Origin of the sequence: Streptomyces sp. NPDC059906 (genome assembly GCF_042730645.1) — a bacterium.
GTDB classification, from domain to species: Bacteria; Actinomycetota; Actinomycetes; order Streptomycetales; family Streptomycetaceae; genus Streptomyces; species Streptomyces rubrogriseus.
Genome location: NZ_JBHWKU010000002.1, coordinates 154,123 through 172,332, shown reverse-complemented (window position 1 = coordinate 172,332; position 18,210 = coordinate 154,123). Strand labels below are relative to the sequence as shown.

Genomic DNA, 18,210 nt, shown 5'->3' with positions numbered 1-18,210 from the left:
GGCCGTAGGGCCGCCCGCGGCAGCCCTACGCCCCCAGGATGCGGGAGACCGTGTAGATCAGCAGCCCGGCCAGTGAGCCGACCACCGTGCCGTTGATGCGGATGAACTGGAGGTCGCGGCCGATGTTCGCCTCGATCTTCTTCGTGGTGTGCTCGGCGTCCCAGCCCGCCACGGTGTCGGTGATCAGCGAGGTGATCTCCTTGCGGTAGGTGGTCACCACGTACACCGCGGCGCCCTCCACCCAGCCGTCGACCTTGGCCTGCACCTTGGCGTCGGAGGCCATCCGGGAGCCCAGGGAGAGCAGCGAGGCGCGCACCCTGAGCCGCAGTTCGCTGCGCTCGTCCTCCGCCGCCGAGACGATCATGGACCGTACGGCCGTCCAAGCGGACGCGATCAGGTCCTGGACCTCGCCGCGGCCCAGCACCTCGGTCTTCAGCCGCTCCACCCGCGCGCGGGTCTCCGTGTCGGACTGGAGGTCGGCGGCGAAGTCGGTGAGGAAGCGGTCGAGGGCGCCGCGCGCGGGGTGGGCGGGCATGTCGCGCATCTCGGTGACGAAGCGCAGCAGCTCCTTGTAGACGCGGTCGCCGATCCTCCGGTCGACGAACCGGGGGGTCCAGCCGGGTGCCCCGCCCTGTACGGCGTCCATCACGGAGTCGCCGTGCAGGATCAGCCAGTCGTGGGCGCGGGAGACGATCAGGTCGACGGCGCGCTTGTGGCCGCCGTCGGAGACGACCCGGTCCAGCATCTTGCCGATGCCGGGGGCGATCTCCTGGGCGTCGGCACGGCGCGTGATGGCCTCGCCGACCACGGCCTGGACGTCGGAGTCGCGCAGCACGGTCAGGGCGCCGCGCAGGGCGGCGGACAGCTCGGCCGTCACCCGGTCGGCGTGTTCGGGCACGGCGAGCCAGGCGCCGAGGCGGCTGCCGATGCCGACGGCGCGCAGCCGCTGGCGCACGACGGCCTCGGAGAGGAAGTTCTCCCCGACGAACTCGCCCAGCGAGACGCCCAGCTGGTCCTTCTTCTTCGGGATGATCGCGGTGTGCGGGATGGGGATGCCGAGCGGGTGGCGGAAGAGGGCGGTGACCGCGAACCAGTCGGCGAGCGCGCCGACCATGCCGGCCTCGGCGGCGGCCGACACATAGCCCGCCCAGGCGCCCGCGCCCCGGTGGGAGGCCCACTCGGTCAGGACGTAGACCAGGGCGACGAAGAGCAGCAGGCCGGTGGCGGTGAGCTTCATCCGCCGCACGCCGCGGCGCTTGACCTCGTCGGCGGGGCTGAAGGACGTCATCGCGCGGTCGCGCACCGCGCCCCCGCCCCCGACCCCGCCCCCGGAACCACCCGTGGCCCCCGCGCCTTCGGGAAGTTCCGCCTTCGTGCGTTCCATCCGCTCCACCGTTCGCTGATACGTCCCTCACACATTGTCCCTTCCTGACCGACTCCCGGAACGGAACACAAGTTCCCGGCGTCTGTCCGGGAGGGGGAACGCCCGCGGCTTCCGCGGCCTTTCCTCCGCCCATGACGCATCATGGGTTCATCGGACCGGAGCCTCGGGGCTCCCCTCGCCCGAGGAGAACAGCACAGCATGACCCGGGGTCGTGACGGGGGTGCGGGGGCGCCCCCCACCAAGCACCGTGCCCTGCTCGCGGCGATCGTCACCCTGATAGTGGCGATCTCCGCGGCCATATACGCCGGAGCGTCCGCGGACGACGGCAGCAGGGACCACGCGCTGCAGGCCGGAGGCCGTCTCCCACGAGGTGACGCCGCCCCCGCGTCCACGGGTGCCTGGGTGGGCGCCTGGGCCACCGCACCGGCCGCGGCCGAGCCGGGCACCGAGACGACCGGCATGGCGGGCCGCTCCGTGCGCAACGTCGTGCACACCTCGGTCGGCGGCACCAGCGCGCGGATCACCCTCTCGAACCTGTACGGGCAGTCGCCGCTGACCGTCACCCACGCCTCGATCGCGCTGGCCGCGGGGCCCGACACGGCGGCCGCGATCGCCGACACCATGCGCCGGCTCACCTTCGGCGGCAGCGCCCGGGTGACCATCCCGGCGGGCGGACAGGTGATGAGCGACACCGCCCGCATCGCCATCCCCTACGGGGCGAACGTCCTGGTCACCACGTACTCCCCCATCCCGTCCGGGCCGGTGACCTACCATCCGCAGGCCCGGCAGACCAGCTATCTGGCCGACGGCGACCGCACGGCGGACGTCACCGCCGTCGCGTACACCACCCCCACGCCGTACTGGCGCTACCTCACCGCCCTCGACGTGCTGACCCACGAGGCCGACGGCACCGTCGTGGCGTTCGGCGACTCCATCACCGACGGCGCCCGCTCGCAGAGCGACGCCAACCACCGCTGGACCGACGTCCTCGCCGCACGCCTGCACGAGGCGGCGGGCGACGGCCGGAACACGCCCCGCTACAGCGTCGTCAACGAGGGCATCAGCGGCAACCGGCTCCTGACCAGCAGGCCGGGGCGGCCGGCCGACAACCCGAGCGGACTGAGCCGGTTCGAACGGGACGTGCTGGAACGCACCAACGTCAAGGCCGTCGTCGTCGTCCTCGGCGTCAACGACATCCTGAACAGCCCGGAACTGGCCGACCGCGACGGCATCCTCACCGGCCTGCGCACCCTCGTCGACCGGGCGCACGCCCGGGGACTGCGGGTCGTCGGCGCCACGATCACGCCGTTCGGCGGCTACGGCGGCTACACCGAGGCCCGCGAGACGATGCGGCAGGAGGTCAACGAGGAGATCCGCTCCGGCCGGGTCTTCGACGCCGTCGTCGACTTCGACAAGGCCCTGCGCGACCCGTACGACCCGCGCCGGATGCGCTCCGACTACGACAGCGGCGACCACCTGCACCCCGGCGACAAGGGGTACGCGCGCATGGGCGAGGTCATCGACCTGGCCGCGCTGAAGGGCGCGGCGCCGGTGGCGGCGTAGCGGGACCACCCTCGGTGTCGGGGCGCCGCCCGCACCCCGCTCAGTCCTCGCCCCGCCTGTGGCGGTCGCGGTCCTCACGGCGCGTCTCGCGCTGCTCGCGGCGTTCGTCACGCTGCTCGCGCAGCATGTCCCGGTGACCGTCCAGCATCCTGCGGTGGGTCCCCTCCACGCTCTCCCGGACGGAGTCGTGCAGCTCCCGCATCGCGGCCTTGCGCTCCAGCTTCTCCTGGCGGCGCTCCTCCTTCAGCCGCTGCCGCTCGGCCCGCGTCACCTTGCGCTCGACGCCGACGCCGCCCCAGAAGGCGAAGCCCGTCACGACCACGCGCGGGGCGCCCGGGTCCCCGGGCACGCCCTCCTCGCTGTGGTCGAAGCCGCCCATGAAGCCGATGCCGCGCACGACCACCTCGACGCCCGGCGGCACGACCACGTTCATCCCGCCCATGATCGCGACGCAGTTGATCACGACCTCGCCCGCCGCGAAGTCCGCGTCGCGCAGGTCGATCTCCCCGCCGCCCCAGAACGCGAAGCAGTTGAACCGGCTCGGCACCGTCCAGCGCCCCTTGCGCTGGAAGCCGGACATCACGGCGACCGCCCAGGTCGAGGAGCCCTCGCCGCCGGTGATCCGCCCCGCCCAGCCCCCGTCCCGCTCGGGCTCCTTGGTCATCGACACCCGGGGCGCCGCGCCCGCCCCGCCGACCGGCAGGTCCCGGGTGATCGGCGCCAGGTCCCCGTACGTCCGCGCGCTGTAGGTGGCGTCCAGCCGCTCCTCGAACTCGGTCATGTCCAGGCGGCCCTCGGCGAGGGCGTCGCGCAGGACCTCGGCGACTCGTTCACGGTCGGCGTCGGAGGCGCGGAGTTCCGGGGCGTCGTCGGTCATGTACAGCAGCCTACGAGGTCACCGCGCCGGACACTACGCGCCCGCGCGTTCCGCGTACATCTTCGCGATCACCGACTCGATGTCCGGCTCCCGCACCGACAGGTCCACCAGCGGATACCGGGCCGCGATCCCCGCCACCAGCCCGGCCGCCGACGCCGACGCCGGGAACGCCAGCCACTGCCGCGGCCCCTCCACCCGCACCACCCGGGCCGGCTCCGGCGCCTCGATCGGCGGCAACTCCCGCTCCAGGTCCACCACCAGGGTGCGTTCGCTCTCCCCCGCCTCGTGCAGTCCCTCCAGCGGGCCGTCGTACATCAGCCGCCCGTGGTCGATGACCATCACGCGCGAGCAGAGCTGCTCGATGTCCTGGAGATCGTGCGTGGTCAGCAGCACCGTCGTGCCGCGCTCGGCGTTCAAGTCCCGCAGGAAACCCCGCACCTTGGCCTTGGACACCACGTCCAGGCCGATCGTCGGCTCGTCCAGGTACAGCACCTCCGGGTCGTGCAGCAGCGCCGCCGCGATGTCGCCGCGCATCCGCTGCCCCAGGGAGAGTTGCCGCACCGGCACGTCGAGCAGCTCCTGGAGCTGGAGGAGTTCGACACAGCGGTCCAGGTTCTCGCGGTAACGGGCGTCCGGGATGCGGTACATGCGGTGCATGAGCCGGTAGGAGTCGATCAGCGGCAGGTCCCACCACAGCGTCGTCCGCTGCCCGAACACCACCCCGATGCGGTGCGCCAGCCGGATCCGCTCCCGGGACGGGTCGATGCCCGCCACCCGCAGCCGGCCGCCGCTCGGCGTCAGGATGCCGGTGAGCATCTTGATCGTCGTCGACTTCCCGGCGCCGTTCGGGCCGATGTAGCCGACCATCTCGCCGCGCGACACCGTGAACGACAGCCCGTCCACCGCCCGCACCTGCCGCCGCTCCCGCTTCAGGAAGCCCGTCTTCTTGCGCACGTCGAAGACCTTCTCGACGCCGTCCAGCTCGATGAAAGCGTCAGCGTCCGCCTCCGCCACGGTCCCCGATCCCACCGGCCCCACCGACCCCACCGGTCCCACCGGTCCAGCCGGTCCCGCCCGTCCCGCCGGGTCCGCCGCGGCGTCCGCCTCCGCCGCGGTCCCCGATCCCACCGGCCCCACCGGTCCCACCGGTCTCACCGGTCCCACCGGTCCCGCCGGGTCCGCCGCCGTGTCGGCCGTCTCCGCCATGTCCGCCCTCTCCATCGGCTCCATCGGCTCCCTCAGCTCCCCGTACTGCGGTACGAACGCAGGCCCGCCCGCCAGGCCAGCCCCGCCAGGGCACAGCAGGCCGCGGCCGCGAGCGGCGGCGTGAACGCCACCCACCCGGGCAGGTCCAGCGGATACGGCCGCCCCAGCACATAGCTCGCCGGCAGCCAGTTCACGAACGCCAGCGGCAGCACGAACGTCGCCCCGCGCACCAGGTCGAGCGCGAACACGGTCGGCGGGTACTGCAGCATCGTCGTACCGCCGTAGGTGAAGGCGTTGGCCACCTCCGAGGCGTCCTGCGCCGCGAACTGGAACGCCGCCGCCGCCACGAACACCGCGCAGAAGATCCCCGCCCCGCTGATCAGCGCCACCGGCATCAGCAGCACCTTCGCCGCCGTCCAGTCGATGTCGACGACCACCAGCGCGTACCCGAGCACCAGCAGCCCCTGCACCACCCGGCCGAGCCGGCGCAGCGCGAACCGGTCCGCCGCCACCTGCGCCAGCACCGGCGCCGGACGCACCAGCAGCGTGTCCAGCGTGCCGTCGCGCACCCGGCGGCCCAGCCGTTCCATGGAGCCGATGGCCAGGTCGGCCAGCCCGAACGACACCCCCGACAACCCGTACAGGAACGCCACCTCGGGCAGCGAGTAGCCGCCCAGCGCGTCCACCCGGGAGAACATCAGCAGGATCGCCACGAAGTCCAGCGCCGTCATCGCGAAGTTCCCGAACGCCGTCAGCACGAAGGACGTCCGGTACGCCATCGTCGACCTGATCCACATCCCGGCGATCAGCCCGTACGTGCGCACCCCCTCGACGACGCGCCCGCGCCGTACCCCCGTCCGGGCCGCCTCGGCCGCCTCAGCCACCTCGGCCACCTCGGCCACGTCAGCCACCCTGGACCACCACCCGTCGCGTCGCCGCCGACTGCACCAGCCGCCCCAGCGCCAGCAGCACCACCGCCCAGGACGCCTGGAACAGATACGTCCCCAGCGGATCCGCCTCCCCCAGCAGCACGTCCGCCGGACCCTGGAGCAGCGACGACCACGGCAGCGCCCGCACCACGTCACCGAGCGCGCCCGGGAACACGTTCAGCGGCAGCAGCATCCCCGAGCAGAACAGCCCCGCCAGCCACGCCATCTGCGTCACCCCCGTGCCGTCGAGCAGCCAGAACGCCGACAGCGCCACCAGATAGCGCAGCGCGAAACCCACCACCATCGCCAGCACCACCGTCACCAGGAACGCCGCCCACACGGACACCTCCCGCGGCAGCGCCACCGGGAAGAACAGCGACCCGAACACGAACGGCACCACCCCCCGGCCCAGCAACTGGAACACCGCCCGCCCCACGTCCGCCGCCAGCCACCACAGCTGAAGATCCACCGGACGGTACAGATCGACGGCGACATCACCCGTACGGATGCGCTCCATCAACTCGTCCTCGAACCCGCCGCCCCCGATCGCCAGCGCCGCCAGCAGCGCCTGCCCCAGCCACACGAACGTCACGGCCTGCGCCTGGTCGTACCCTCCGAGCTGCGGTTTCTCGTCCCACAGGGCCAGATAGGTGTAAACCAGGATCAAACCGAAGACCGTGTTGGTGAACACCCCGGCGGCGGTGGCCGCCCGATACGTCGCGTACCGTCGGAATCCCCCCGCCGCGACGGCCACGTACAACCGCCCCGAGCCCGCACTCACAGCCCTCCCCCTCCGACCGGCACCAAAGCGCAGGAGCCTAGTGCGACCGCGGGGGCCCCTGCCACGGAATTTCACGGGTGTGCCGTCGAGTGGGAACGGAACCCGCGGTGCGAGAGTCTTCACCAGAAGAAACTCAGACGTTCCGAAAACCGTACGAAGCGAAGCAGAAGCCGAAACAGGAGTCCGTGCACGAGATGAGCGACGAGCCGCAGCCGCAGCCGCCGAACCAGGGCTGGGCCCCGAGAGAGCCCCAGGCGGCCGGCGAGGGGCGGACGGGGGAACAGGCGACTCCCGCAGCGCCCGCAGAAGCCGGAAAGGCGAAGAAGCCCAAGCGGCCCAAGCGCACCGGATGGCGCCGGCTGATCCCGACCTGGCGCATCGTGCTGAGCACCGTCGTCGTCGGCCTGCTGCTGATCGTCGGCGGCTTCTTCCTCGGCTACCACCTCGTGCAGATCCCCGCCGCCAACGCGCTCGCCACCAAGCAGTCCAACGTCTACCTGTACGCCGACGGCAGCGTCCTCGCCCGCGACGGCGAGGTCAACCGCGAGAGCGTCGGCCTCGCCCGCATCTCCAAGGACGCCCAGCACGCCGTCCTCGCCGCCGAGGACCGCGACTTCTACAGCGAGTCCGCCATCGACCCCATGGCGATGGTCCGGGCCGGCTGGAACACCGCCACCGGCAAGGGCAAGCAGTCCGGCTCCACCATCACCCAGCAGTACGTCAAGAACTACTACCTGGCCCAGGACCAGACCGTCACCCGCAAGGTGAAGGAGTTCTTCATCGCGATCAAGCTCGACCGGGAGAAGAGCAAGAGCGAGATCCTCGAGGGCTACCTCAACACCAGCTTCTTCGGCCGCGGCGCCTACGGCATCCAGTCCGCCGCCCAGGCCTACTTCGGCGTCGACGCCAAGGACCTCACCGCCGCCCAGGGCGCCTACCTGGCCTCCCTGCTCAACGCCCCCAGCCAGTACGACGTCGTCGCCCACCCGGAGAACCGGCCCGCCGCCGAGGCCCGCTGGAAGTACGTCATGAACGGCATGGCCGACAAGGGCTGGATCAGCCCCTCCGAGCGCGCCGCCGCGCAGTTCCCCAAGCCCAAGCAGTCCACCATCTCCACCAACATGTCCGGACAGCGCGGCTACGTCGTCAACATCGTCAAGAAGTACCTGATCGAGAACGACATCGTCGACGAGGAGGAACTCGGCCGCGGCGGCTACCGCATCACCACCACCCTCCAGAAGGACAAGCAGGACGCCTTCGTCAAGGCCGTCGACGACAAGCTGATGTCCCAGCTGGACAAGAAGGAACGCAAGGTCGACAGCTACGTCCGGGCCGGCGGCGCCTCCGTCGACCCGAAGACCGGCAAGGTCGTCGCGATGTACAACGGCATCGACTACGTCAAGCAGTACACGCCCAACGCCGTCCGCCGCGACTTCCAGGTCGGCTCCACCTTCAAGCCCTTCGTGTTCACGTCCGCCGTGGAGAACCACTCCGAGACGCAGAGCGGGCAGACGATCAACCCCAACACCCGCTACGACGGCACCAGCGAACGCCCCGTCCAGGGCTGGAGCGGCGGCCGCTACGCCCCGGAGAACGAGGACCACCGCGACTACGGCCACGTCACCGTCCGCGAGGCCACCGACAAGTCCATCAACGCCGTGTACGCGCAGATGGCCGTCGACGTCGGCTCCGACAAGGTCAAGCAGACCGCGATCGACCTCGGGCTCTCCCCCGACACCCCCGAGCTGACCCCCTCCCCCTCCATCGCCCTCGGCGTCGCCACCGCCAGCCCCCTCGACATGGCCGAGGCCTACGCGACCCTCGCCAACCACGGCAGGCACAGCACCTACACGCTGGTCGAGAAGGTCATGAAGGACGGCAAGCAGGAGATCGAGCTGCCCGAGCGGCGCGAGCACCAGGCCGTCAGCCGCGAGTCCGCCGACACCACCACGTCCGTCCTGCGCAGCGTCGTCCAGAACGGCACCGCCACCGCGGCCCAGGCCGCCGGCCGCCCCGCCGCGGGCAAGACCGGCACCGCCGAGGAGGACACGGCCGCCTGGTTCGCCGGCTACACCCCCGACCTGGCCACCGTCGTCGCCGTCATGGGCCAGGACCCGAAGACCGCCGCCCACAAGCCCCTGTACGGCGCCATGGGCCTCGCCCGTATCAACGGCGGCGGCGCCCCCGCCGAGATCTGGAGCCAGTACACCCGCAACGCCCTCAAGGGCGAACCCGTCAGCGACTTCGACCTCCGGCTCCAGGACGGCGCCGACGTCACCGCGCCCCCGAGCAGCGACGCCTCGGACGAACCGGGCGACGGCGACGAGAGCGGCAGCGGCGACGCCTCCGACGGACCGGGCGACGCCGACGAGGACGGCACCGGCTCCGAAACCCCCGGCGACTCCGACGGCGGCAGCACCCCGCCCGGCGACAACGGCGGCACCGAGTCCGACCCGCCGTCGACCGGCGGCGGCACCCCCTCCACCGGTGGCCCCAGCACCGAGCCCGGCCCCACCGGCGGCGGCGACGGCGGGGACGACGACTCCTCGAACGGCGGCACGGGGCCGGGCGGCGGAGACACCGACGGCGCGGGCGGCGGGGACTCCAACACCGGTTTCCCCGACCTCCCCGTCACGCCCCGGCGTCAGTGACCGTCAGTGACCGGAGGTCGCCTTCAGCCCGACCACGGCGACCAGCAGCAGACAGATGAAGAAGATCCGGGCGGCGGTCGCCGGCTCCCCCAGCACCACCATGCCGAGCACCGCCGCCCCGGCCGCACCGATGCCCACCCACACGCCGTAGGCGGTACCGATGGGCAGCGTCCGCGCCGCGTACGACAGCAGCATCATGCTCGCGACGATCCCGGCACCCGTGAACACACTGGGCCACAGCCGGGTGAAACCGTCGGTGTACTTCATCCCGATCGACCAGCCGACCTCGAGCAGACCGGCGACGAACAACAGAACCCACGCCACGACAGACACCTCCGTGAACGAACTGAACGGTGGTGCGTCGTCTTTGCCTTCAGCCCGGTACGGCGCGTCTCGTCGGGGTGCTTCCCAAGATAGCAAAGGCAGGAAAAAGGGGCTGGTGACCTTGATCACCAGCCCCTGAAGTCCGACCTGGACCCGCGATTCAGAGGTACAGCCCGGTGGAATCCTCCGACCCCTCGAACCGGTCCGCCGCCACGGCGTGCAGATCACGCTCGCGCATGAGCACGTAGCCCACACCCCGCACCTCGACCTCGGCACGGTCCTCCGGGTCGTAGAGCACCCGGTCGCCCGGCTCCACGGTCCGTACGTTCTGACCGACCGCGACCACCTCGGCCCAGGCCAGCCGCTTGCCGACGGCCGCCGTCGCGGGGATCAGGATGCCGCCCCCGGAACGCCGCTCGCCCTCACCGGTGTCCTGCCGCACGAGCACGCGGTCGTGCAGCATCCGGATGGGCAGCTTGTCGTCCTGGGGACCGTGCTCGTTTCTCTTGGCGCTCACGCCCTGAACCTACCTGCCCCCGCTCAGCGCCTGCCCCGCCGGGTGCCGCCCAGGGCGAGCAGCCCCACGACCCCGACCACCACCAGCGCGACGGGCACGACCCGCTCCAGCCGCGGGGCACCCTCCTCGTCGACGAACTGGGCCTTCACATCACTGACCACCCGATTGACCTGGACGTACGCCCGCCCCAGCGTGTGATCGACACTGGAGGCGACCTTGGCCTTCGCATCGTCGACGATCGTCTTCGGGTGCACCCGCATCCCGAGCTCGTCGAGCGTCTCGGCCAGCACCTCGCGGCGGCGCTTGATGTCCGCCTCGATCTGCGCCGGGGTCCTGATGTCCGACGTGTCCGCCACCGTACGCCTCCGAAGTCCGCTCTGCCGCTGTCCCGGACAGTCTGTCAGCTACTTGCGTCTCCGCACTGTCAGGACCCCCCGGTTCGGGCCTGTCCGGCGGATCATGCCGCGGACGCGGGGGCTGGCACGCACATCTGCCGCGTTGTCGTCACTCGCCGACGCTCCGCGTCGACTCCCTCCTCCGCCTTGCAGCTGCACGCACCAGCCCCCGCTCACCGGCGCCCACAAGGCACCGCTCACATCCCGCGACCTGATCCGCCGGACAGGCCCTACGCTGGATCGATGAGCGAGCGACTCCAGCCCGGGGACACGGCCCCCGCCTTCACCCTCCCGGACGCCGACGGCAACGAGGTGTCCCTGTCCGACCACAAGGGCCGCAAGGTCATCGTCTACTTCTACCCTGCCGCGCTTACCCCCGGCTGCACGAAGCAGGCCTGCGACTTCACGGACAACCTGGAGCTGCTGACCGGCGCCGGGTACGACGTCATCGGCATCTCCCCCGACAAGCCGGAGAAGCTGGCCAAGTTCCGCGAGGCCGAGTCCCTGAAGATCACCCTCCTCGCCGACCCGGACAAGAAGACCCTCGACGCGTACGCCGCCTTCGGCGAGAAGAAGAACTACGGCCGCACCTACATGGGCGTCATCCGCTCCACCATCGTCGTCGACGAGGAGGGCAAGGTCGAACGCGCCCTGTACAACGTCCGCGCGACGGGTCACGTAGCCAAGATCATCAAGGACCTGGGCATCTGAGGTCCCCTTCGGCGGGGCCCGTACCGAACTTGAACCATAGCCGACATGCCCTCTGACCTGCACCGATGCCGTGACCTCACTGCTGACGTTGGGGCACTGACTGAAGCGGGCCCGGCAACAGGGATGCCGGGCCCGCCCAAGGCCCCGGGTCGTCGGCCTGCGGAGCAAGGGACCGGGCCCCGCTCCCCCTGGAACAGGATCGACGAGTCTGCGTGTCGACCGTGGCCGAATCACTTCAGGCCATTGCGCCCTGAATCGTCCACCCATCTCACCGCGTACACGACTATCCACGCTGATCGTCGTGGACAACGGCGGAGGCGTGCAGCACTGCCCGCCGTCTCGCAGCAGCAGGCCTCGCATCATCTCGCGGGCCAGGCGGGCAGTCGCCGTGGCAACGTCCTCCGCGATACAGCCGACGACGTCCAGTCGCGACAGCCCCAGCACCGACCTATAGGCGAGCGCTTCCTCCGGCGAGACGGCCCGGATCGCTCCCGCCGACAGGTCCCTGGCGAGCAGCAGTTGCGCCCGCGCGTAAGTGCTACTGGTGTGCGGTGGCTGTGCCACGCCCAGGGCGAGACTGTCGCACTCTCGGTGGTCGACGCTTCCCGTGACCTGGGGTCCGCCGCGGGCGTCCGCGGGGTCCACCACGGCGGCCTTCTACCAGGTGCCGAAGTAGCGGGCGGACCAGTCCGTGACGGCCTGCTCGGCGGAGACGACAGTCACGGCCGCGCTTGCGCTGCTCACGCGTACAGCGTGGTTGATCATGATCATTCCTTCAAGTCGGTGACGTGGCGGCAGCGCACCGACCAGAAGGCGCTGCGCCGGACTACACGTCGGCATGGTTGACGAATCCCAGCGAGGTCAGGCCCTCGGCCCGGCAGAGCCGGTCTGAGGCGCCCCCGACCTCGGTTTGCAAGAGCTGATAGACGGCCCCGTGCCGGTGCCCCCAGTGCATGGCCGCGCGCCACAGGGCCCGCCCGTAGCCGCGGCCTCGGTGCTGCGGCAGGACGCCGAAGTACTGCGGCAGCAGACGTGCATCCCCCCGGGCGTCGGCCAAGGTCTCCATCGGACCGATGGCGCCGGCCACGAGTCCGTCATGGAGCACGGTCAGGACGTGGCCGACCCTCCCGGCCTGCATCTGCCCATACAGGAACGCGAACCCGTCCTCGGCCATCGCCGTGGCGAACGCCTGGAACTCGGCGCCCTCGGGCAGCTCCTTGTACTCCTGGACCGGCACCCCGGGCGCCTCCCCGGGCCCGGCGTTGAAGTCCTTGAGCTGGACACGGGCGCCCTGGGCGTACTCGTCGGGCTGGTCGGCGTCCAGGAACCACACGATCCGGGCCTTGGCCGCGCCGTGGACGGCAGCCAGCTTCCGGGCCAGCTCGGCGCCGGCCGACAGGCTGCCCGGCGCCGCCCCGTATACGTAGACCTTGACGACGCCCCGGCCGCGCTCGACGAGGGTCGGGACAAGGGTCTGCTCCTGGTCGTGCTCGATCGCGTCGGCCAGGACTCGTTCGGTCTTGGTCGCGCCCCAGCGGCGGTCCTTGTCGTGCGGGAGGAAGCGGCCCGTACCGGCGTTGTCCACCACGGCCTCCAGGAGTTCGTGAAGGGGGTCACCCCAGCGCGCAGGGCCCAGGGTGGGCACGTACGGCACGGGCATCACGGGCTCAATCAGGACCCAGGAGAAGCGCATGGCGGCACGCTACCCACGGCCCGCACCCGCCGCAGGCCCCGACGCGAAGTCGTCGGGGCCCGCTCGATCACGACCGGCCTACGACCCGACTAGAACGGGACGTCATCGCCGGCCGAGCAGCTGCACTTGGCACTCTCCATGACGGTGTCCATGTCGCCGACCACGGTGACCTGGGTGACCGACGGGACCGGCGCGAGGACGGGCCGTGTGAAGTACGGCTCCTTCCCCATCGGTGCGGGCCCGTCGTCCGCCAGCGGACGCCTCGGCGAGATCTCGACTGCAACAGCGGTCATCTCTTTCACCCTGCCTTCTTCTCTCGGTGCTGGCAGTACGCCGCCAGCGGGGCCTTCGCCTCCTGGTAGTGCTTGGCCAGCGGCCTGCACACCGTGCAGGAACCGGCCAGGCTGCATCCCGAGCAGCCGCCAGTGCGAAGCATGAGACGGTCCGCGATCGCGCCCAGCCGGGCCAGGCCCTCGATGCCCTCGTGGACGAGGCTGGGCTGTTCGTCGCGGCCGATCTTGCAGATGGACACCAGACCGTGCGGGTCCATGTGAAAGAACGTGTGACCGGCGTTGCAGCCCGTGAACTGCGCTCGCGTGCGCAAGTGCTCCTTGGACTGCGCGGTCAGCACCTCCCCGCCCCCGTAGATCGTGGGCGTGATGTTCGTATAGACCTCGTACTCGACGCCCCACGCCTCGCACAGGTCGACCATGGCCTGTTCCTCGCTACCGTTGTCGCCGGTGACCACAACGCTCATGCGCAGCGGGAGACGGGCGTGCCGGGCGGCGTTCATGCCCTGAACGAACTGGTCCCAAGCACCAGCGCGTTGCGTCAGCTCGTCGTAACTGGCCTTGGTCGCCCCGTACATCGAGACGGTGACGCGGTAGGGCGGGCACTCCTTGAAGAGGCGGAGCAGGTTCTCCCGCCACAGCAGCGACCCGTTGGTCGAGACCGTGATCATCATGCCCAGCTCGAACGCGTGCCGGTGGGACCGCATGAAGTCCTTGTCGATGGTGGGCTCCCCGCCGGTGATCTGGAGGAAGAGCACGCCGGCCTCGGCCATGATGTCCAGACAGCGCCGCTTGTCCTCCCACGGCATCCCGGACTGCATCTTCAGCCCGAGATAGCAGTGCTTGCAGTCGTAGTTGCAGCCGAGGTTGACCTCCCAGGACGCCTTGCCGTAGCCCCGGGAGGTCGGCTGCCGGATGAGGAGGTATTCGCCGGACGGACGGCCGGTCACGTCGAGGTCGGGCCACTGCCCCAGGACCGCGTCGACGAGCCAGGCCGGAGCAGGCTCGGCAGGGTCGTGGGTGCGTAGTTCCTCGTAGCGGGCCTCTGGCAGGAGGGCCCCGCCACGGCTCCCTGGCCGCACGAGCGTGTGCTGTTCCAGGAACGGGCTGGCGATCAAAGAGTGCACGAATGACTCCTTGGTGGGTTGGTGCCGCTCGCGGCCGGTCGCGAGCTGCCCGGTCTCTTCCTTGTGCGGACAGATCGCGGCCAGAGCACGGCAGTTCAGGGCAAGGTCTTCGAGGTGGACGGCGGCCGTGCGGTTGTCCGGGCCGGGCCCTTGGCGCAGGGTGTGGTCGACGCGGCCGAGGAGCCAGCGGGCCGTCTCTCGGTCGGCGGTGTCGTGGCACTCGTTGTTGATCGCCTCGTCCACCTCCGGCACCAGGTGCCCGACGTGCTCGCCCAGGCGCGCGGTCAGCTGGTCGACCTGCCCGCGGTCCGGTACGCGCGACGGCAGGCAGGAGGTGATGCTCAGCGCCTCCGTCCAGTCCGGCCGCGGGTCTGCCGTCGGCTCCGCAGGCTTCACCGCATGCCTGCTTCGGCCGTCTTCTTCCTCGCCACGTCGACGAGCTGTCTGATCGCGTCGGGGCTGCACAGTTCGGCGGGGCCGTCCATCGCGACCACCCAGCAGGAGCGCGCCCGGGGGTGCTGGAAGTCGATTCCGGGGCAGGGCACCCCGAGGTAGTGGTCATCGCCGAAGCACTCGGTCCCGGGCTCTCGCCAGGTCTCGCAAGCCCTCGCGGGGACGAGGCAGTAGTACCAGCCAGCGGTCTGGTCGACGAAGACCGGACCACGGTGGAGAGCCGCGTTCAGGTAGGCGCTCACCTCGGCACGCCCCTCGCTGCCCGCGGCGGCGGTGATCAGCGAGGCGGGGACACGGATGGCGGTGAACGCTCCGCCGCAGCGCAGCAGTGCCACTCCCCGGTCGTTCCATTCCCTCTGGGCCCGGTTGCGGTTGTCCGCAGCAGCGAGCAGCCAGTTCGATACGGCCCTGTCCCGGGCCTGCACCAGCGCCCCGGCCGTGGTCACGACTGCCACCTTCGAGCCGTCGACTTGCCGAACGGGTCCCATGTCTGACTGCCTCCCTCTACGCTCGATTCCGTGCTGGTCTCGACTCTAGAAACCGCAGGTCGAGGCTGGAACTGACTGCGAGTACAGGTGGCTTGCGCTCCAACCGCCAGGATGGACACCCCATGCGGCCTCGCCCTAACCGAACCCCGACCGCCAGTACGGGAATGCCTACGCGGCCCCGCACCGGCCTCATCTCCGGCTACGTCCTGCGCGTCGTAAGGGAGCAGCAGGGCTGCACGCAGGAGGAGGCGGCCGAGTACCTGGGCGTGAGCCTGGACACCGTCGCGGGGTGGGAGACCGCGCGCCGACCGCTGACCGCCGTTCCGTACGGCCAGATGTTCACGTACCGGCACAAGCTGATGCTGATGGGCGCCTCGGCCGCGCTGCTCCAGGCGTGGGAGCGGGCCCTCGAAGCAGACGTCCTCCTCGCGACCGTCCTCGACGAGGAAGCCCCCGTCGAGGAGAGCCCCCTCGCGGTGATGGTGATGCAGCGCGAGCTGGGCGCCGTACTCGCGTGGCCGCTCAACGGCGTGCCACCGGAGCCGGTACGGACCCTGCCCGCCCCTGCCCGGCCCCGGCGCGGACCGACGCCGTCCGGGCCGCAGCTCTCCCGGGAGGAGCGCCGGCGCTTCTTCACACAGATGCGGACCACCGCCGAGCAGGCCCGCGGCCCCGGCCAGTTCCTGCTACGCCGTCAGGCCCTCTACCTGTCCGGGTACGACACCGCCACGGACACCGCCGACTGGCTCGCTCACCAGCAAAGGACCGAACGGCCCGACGACTGGCTCACGGGCTGGCTCAACGGCCGGTCAGTGGCCGCCGTCGCCGCCCGCCAGGGCGACCGCGACCGCATGGACCACTGGATCGACACGGCCCTCCAGGACGACGCAGGCGAGGCCGCCAACCTCAACTACTGGGCGTACTGGGTCGGCGAGATGCAGCACGTAGAGCTGTCCGACGACTTCATCGCCGACCGGACACCGCGCCCCTGGCCCGGAGACCGACTGCTCGACCACCTCGTCCAGGGCATCGCACCCGAGCACGGATACGTGGACCTCAACGTCCACAGCGTGTGGGCCCTGCTCCAACTCCGGCCCAACCTCCTGCGCTCAGGAGCTGCCGCACGCGCCCTACGCGACCGGCTACCGATCATGTTGGATAGCCGGGAGCTCTCGCCACGTGGCAGACGGGAGCTGGAGAGCATCCGCTATGCAATCCGCCTCGCCGAGGCGTGAGAGGAGCCCGAAGTGTCAGACGACCTTTCCGCGGTGGCGAACTTCCTGTACGAGGCGGGGACGCTCAAGCAGACGAAGCGCACCGGATGGTGGATGGCGGGCGTCCGGGACCCGGAGTCGGTGGCCGAGCACTCGTGGCGCACCAGCCTGATCGCGTCGATCATCGCGAAGCTGGAGGGCGCCGACCCGGCGCGGGCCGCGTTCCTCGCCGTCTGGCACGACACCGGCGAGACCCGGACCGGGGACGTCAACCACCTCGGCAAGAAGTACACCGACGGCGAAGCCGACCCCTGCTCCATCGCCTCCGATCAGGTCGCCGGCATGCCCGAGGCCCTGGCACAGGCCGTGACCGACCTGATCGGCGAGTACGAGGCGCGCGAATCCCCCGAGGCAGTGTGTGCCAGGGACGCCGACAAGCTGGAGTGCATGATCCAGGGCATCGAGTACCGAGCCCAGGGATACGAGAACGCGCAGCGGTGGATCGACAACAGCCGCGGCCGGATCGTCACCAAGAGCGGCCAGGCCATCGCAGACGCCGTCCTGGAGACCGGGTCCCTCGACTGGCTCCGCTCCGCCCTGGGCGAAACGAAGCGCTGACCGGGCTGCCCGGCCTTCCTGGACGCCAGAGACGGGCCGGGCACGGCCGTCCGCGATGAGGGCGGCATGTGCGAGGGGCGGCGGCAGACCGGGACGGCCGGTCGTGGCGATCAGCGCCGACGAGTCCTGACGGGAGTTGTTCGCCCGGCCCACAACCAGCGGCTCCCAGGAGCGTACGTTCCCGCCCGCGGCGGTCAGGCCGCGGGGAAGATGGCCAGCTTGAACTCGGCGAGCGTCAGCAGTCGGGCCGTGGACGCGTTGTGCGTGACCCGCAACGCGACCGGCACCTGCGGGTCCACGAAGATGCCGTGCACCTTCACGGAGTAGTTCCCGCCGGGCGACGGCGGCCGGTGCTCCGTCGCCGTGGTGTCGGCCGGGTTCGGCGTCAGCCCGAGTGGATCCCTCACGTACTGGTCCCGCAGCTCGGTGTAGTCGCCGGCTTCCCACTGGATCATCGCGTGCAGGACACCCCAGCCGGCCTTGGACGGCCAGATCAAGCCGCTGCGGTCGTCCGTCGACCAGTCGCTCACCACGTAGCCGTCGGGCTGCTCGACCTGGTGCATCTCGAAGCGGTCCGTGGACTCGGCGGCGCCGAAGGGGAACCGCACGACCCGGTAGGTGGGCCCGGAGGGGATGAGTTGCGGGGTGTCGACCTTCAGGGAGCACACCTGCACCCCCGGCGAGGCACTGCCGTTCGTTCCGGTCATGGGTCAGCGCTGCCCGTCCACGAGCCCGGCCATGCGCCGCGCGCTCTCGTGCGCCACCCCGGCCGCAATCAGCGCCATGTAGTCCGCTCGCCTGCGCGTCCCGTCGGCGGCCTCCAACTCGGCGATGTACACGGCGGTCCTGTCTTGCAGCTCCTGGACCCTGGTCGAATACTCCTCGGCTGTGACGAACCCCCCGGCCCGGCCGGGGCGGTCTCTGTGCCGTCGAGGACTTGCCTCTGCGCCGGTGTGCCGTCCTCGTAGATGACGAAGACGTCGACCGGA

19 protein-coding genes and 1 riboswitch are annotated in these 18,210 nt (G+C 70.9%); of the genes, 5 read left to right on the top strand and 14 right to left on the bottom strand.

The features are described from left to right. Positions 1-25 precede the first annotated feature (25 nt). Complete coding sequence (locus tag ACFV9J_RS03670; RefSeq protein ID WP_385349272.1) at positions 26-1,384, bottom strand: DUF445 domain-containing protein; 1,359 nt, start codon at positions 1,382-1,384, stop codon at positions 26-28. 198 nt (positions 1,385-1,582) lie between these two features. Here ACFV9J_RS03670 and ACFV9J_RS03665 point away from each other — a divergent pair, with 198 nt between their 5' ends. Continuing rightward, entirely contained in the window at positions 1,583-2,947 is a 1,365-nt protein-coding gene (locus tag ACFV9J_RS03665) for an SGNH/GDSL hydrolase family protein (RefSeq protein ID WP_385349269.1), read from the top strand. A 40-nt stretch (positions 2,948-2,987) separates the two neighbouring features. Here ACFV9J_RS03665 and ACFV9J_RS03660 read toward each other — a convergent pair whose 3' ends face one another. From ACFV9J_RS03660 to ACFV9J_RS03645, 4 genes are read right to left on the bottom strand one after another with little or no spacing between them, the layout of a single operon-like run. Then, the gene (locus tag ACFV9J_RS03660) at positions 2,988-3,824 is read right to left on the bottom strand and encodes a DUF1707 domain-containing protein (RefSeq protein ID WP_385349267.1); all 837 of its coding nucleotides are present in this window, start codon (positions 3,822-3,824) and stop codon (positions 2,988-2,990) included. Positions 3,825-3,857: 33 nt separating this feature from the next. Then, a complete protein-coding gene (locus ACFV9J_RS03655; protein ID WP_385349264.1) occupies positions 3,858-5,030 on the bottom strand; it encodes an ATP-binding cassette domain-containing protein in 1,173 nt (390 codons plus the stop codon). Positions 5,031-5,062: 32 nt separating this feature from the next. Further along, positions 5,063-5,932, bottom strand: a complete 870-nt coding sequence (locus ACFV9J_RS03650) for an ABC transporter permease (RefSeq protein ID WP_385350088.1) — start codon at positions 5,930-5,932, stop codon at positions 5,063-5,065. A gap of 1 nt (position 5,933) precedes the next feature. Then, entirely contained in the window at positions 5,934-6,740 is an 807-nt protein-coding gene (locus ACFV9J_RS03645; protein ID WP_385349261.1) for an ABC transporter permease, read from the bottom strand. A 194-nt stretch (positions 6,741-6,934) separates the two neighbouring features. Here ACFV9J_RS03645 and ACFV9J_RS03640 point away from each other — a divergent pair, with 194 nt between their 5' ends. Beyond that, positions 6,935-9,391, top strand: coding sequence for a transglycosylase domain-containing protein (locus ACFV9J_RS03640; protein ID WP_385349258.1), 2,457 nt, complete (start codon positions 6,935-6,937; stop codon positions 9,389-9,391). A 3-nt stretch (positions 9,392-9,394) separates the two neighbouring features. Here the strand turns inward: ACFV9J_RS03640 and ACFV9J_RS03635 are convergent, their stop codons facing one another. From ACFV9J_RS03635 to ACFV9J_RS03625, 3 genes are all read right to left on the bottom strand, one after another. Continuing rightward, complete coding sequence (locus ACFV9J_RS03635; RefSeq protein WP_003975912.1) at positions 9,395-9,715, bottom strand: multidrug efflux SMR transporter; 321 nt, start codon at positions 9,713-9,715, stop codon at positions 9,395-9,397. 31 nt (positions 9,716-9,746) lie between these two features. Beyond that, positions 9,747-9,814, bottom strand: a riboswitch (guanidine-III (ykkC-III) riboswitch). 61 nt (positions 9,815-9,875) lie between these two features. Then, a complete protein-coding gene (locus ACFV9J_RS03630) occupies positions 9,876-10,232 on the bottom strand; it encodes a co-chaperone GroES (RefSeq protein WP_003975911.1) in 357 nt (118 codons plus the stop codon). A 23-nt stretch (positions 10,233-10,255) separates the two neighbouring features. Further along, positions 10,256-10,588 carry a DUF3618 domain-containing protein gene (locus tag ACFV9J_RS03625; protein WP_385349253.1) on the bottom strand — a complete coding sequence of 111 codons (333 nt, stop codon included), beginning with the start codon at positions 10,586-10,588 and terminating at the stop codon, positions 10,256-10,258. Between the two features lie 282 nt (positions 10,589-10,870). On the opposite strand from ACFV9J_RS03625, the gene bcp reads away from it, so the two are divergent. After that, complete coding sequence (bcp, locus tag ACFV9J_RS03620; protein ID WP_385349250.1) at positions 10,871-11,338, top strand: thioredoxin-dependent thiol peroxidase; 468 nt, start codon at positions 10,871-10,873, stop codon at positions 11,336-11,338. A gap of 826 nt (positions 11,339-12,164) precedes the next feature. Here the strand turns inward: bcp and ACFV9J_RS03615 are convergent. The 4 genes from ACFV9J_RS03615 to ACFV9J_RS03600 all read right to left on the bottom strand — a co-directional run bounded on the left by ACFV9J_RS03615 (position 12,165) and on the right by ACFV9J_RS03600 (position 15,347). Then, positions 12,165-13,031, bottom strand: a complete 867-nt coding sequence (locus ACFV9J_RS03615; RefSeq protein WP_385349247.1) for a GNAT family N-acetyltransferase — start codon at positions 13,029-13,031, stop codon at positions 12,165-12,167. Positions 13,032-13,120: 89 nt separating this feature from the next. After that, positions 13,121-13,324 (bottom strand): hypothetical protein, encoded by a 204-nt coding sequence (locus tag ACFV9J_RS03610; RefSeq protein WP_385349245.1) that lies wholly within the window; start codon positions 13,322-13,324, stop codon positions 13,121-13,123. 5 nt (positions 13,325-13,329) lie between these two features. Continuing rightward, the gene (locus tag ACFV9J_RS03605; RefSeq protein WP_385349242.1) at positions 13,330-14,844 is read right to left on the bottom strand and encodes a DUF6415 family natural product biosynthesis protein; all 1,515 of its coding nucleotides are present in this window, start codon (positions 14,842-14,844) and stop codon (positions 13,330-13,332) included. Continuing rightward, the gene (locus tag ACFV9J_RS03600; protein ID WP_385349240.1) at positions 14,841-15,347 is read right to left on the bottom strand and encodes a hypothetical protein; all 507 of its coding nucleotides are present in this window, start codon (positions 15,345-15,347) and stop codon (positions 14,841-14,843) included. Before ACFV9J_RS03600 ends, ACFV9J_RS03605 begins: the two co-directional genes overlap by 4 nt. A 206-nt stretch (positions 15,348-15,553) precedes the next feature. On the opposite strand from ACFV9J_RS03600, the gene ACFV9J_RS03595 reads away from it, so the two are divergent. Next, positions 15,554-16,624, top strand: a complete 1,071-nt coding sequence (locus ACFV9J_RS03595) for a helix-turn-helix domain-containing protein (protein ID WP_385349237.1) — start codon at positions 15,554-15,556, stop codon at positions 16,622-16,624. Positions 16,625-16,636: 12 nt separating this feature from the next. Next, on the top strand, positions 16,637-17,221 hold the full coding sequence (locus ACFV9J_RS03590; RefSeq protein ID WP_385349234.1) for an HD family hydrolase: 585 nt from the start codon (positions 16,637-16,639) through the stop codon (positions 17,219-17,221). Positions 17,222-17,415: 194 nt separating this feature from the next. Here the strand turns inward: ACFV9J_RS03590 and ACFV9J_RS03585 are convergent, their stop codons facing one another. Both ACFV9J_RS03585 and ACFV9J_RS03580 read right to left on the bottom strand, forming a co-directional pair. Then, entirely contained in the window at positions 17,416-17,928 is a 513-nt protein-coding gene (locus ACFV9J_RS03585) for a hypothetical protein (RefSeq protein WP_385349232.1), read from the bottom strand. A 3-nt stretch (positions 17,929-17,931) separates the two neighbouring features. After that, on the bottom strand, positions 17,932-18,060 hold the full coding sequence (locus ACFV9J_RS03580) for a hypothetical protein (protein WP_385349229.1): 129 nt from the start codon (positions 18,058-18,060) through the stop codon (positions 17,932-17,934). Positions 18,061-18,210 lie beyond the last annotated feature (150 nt).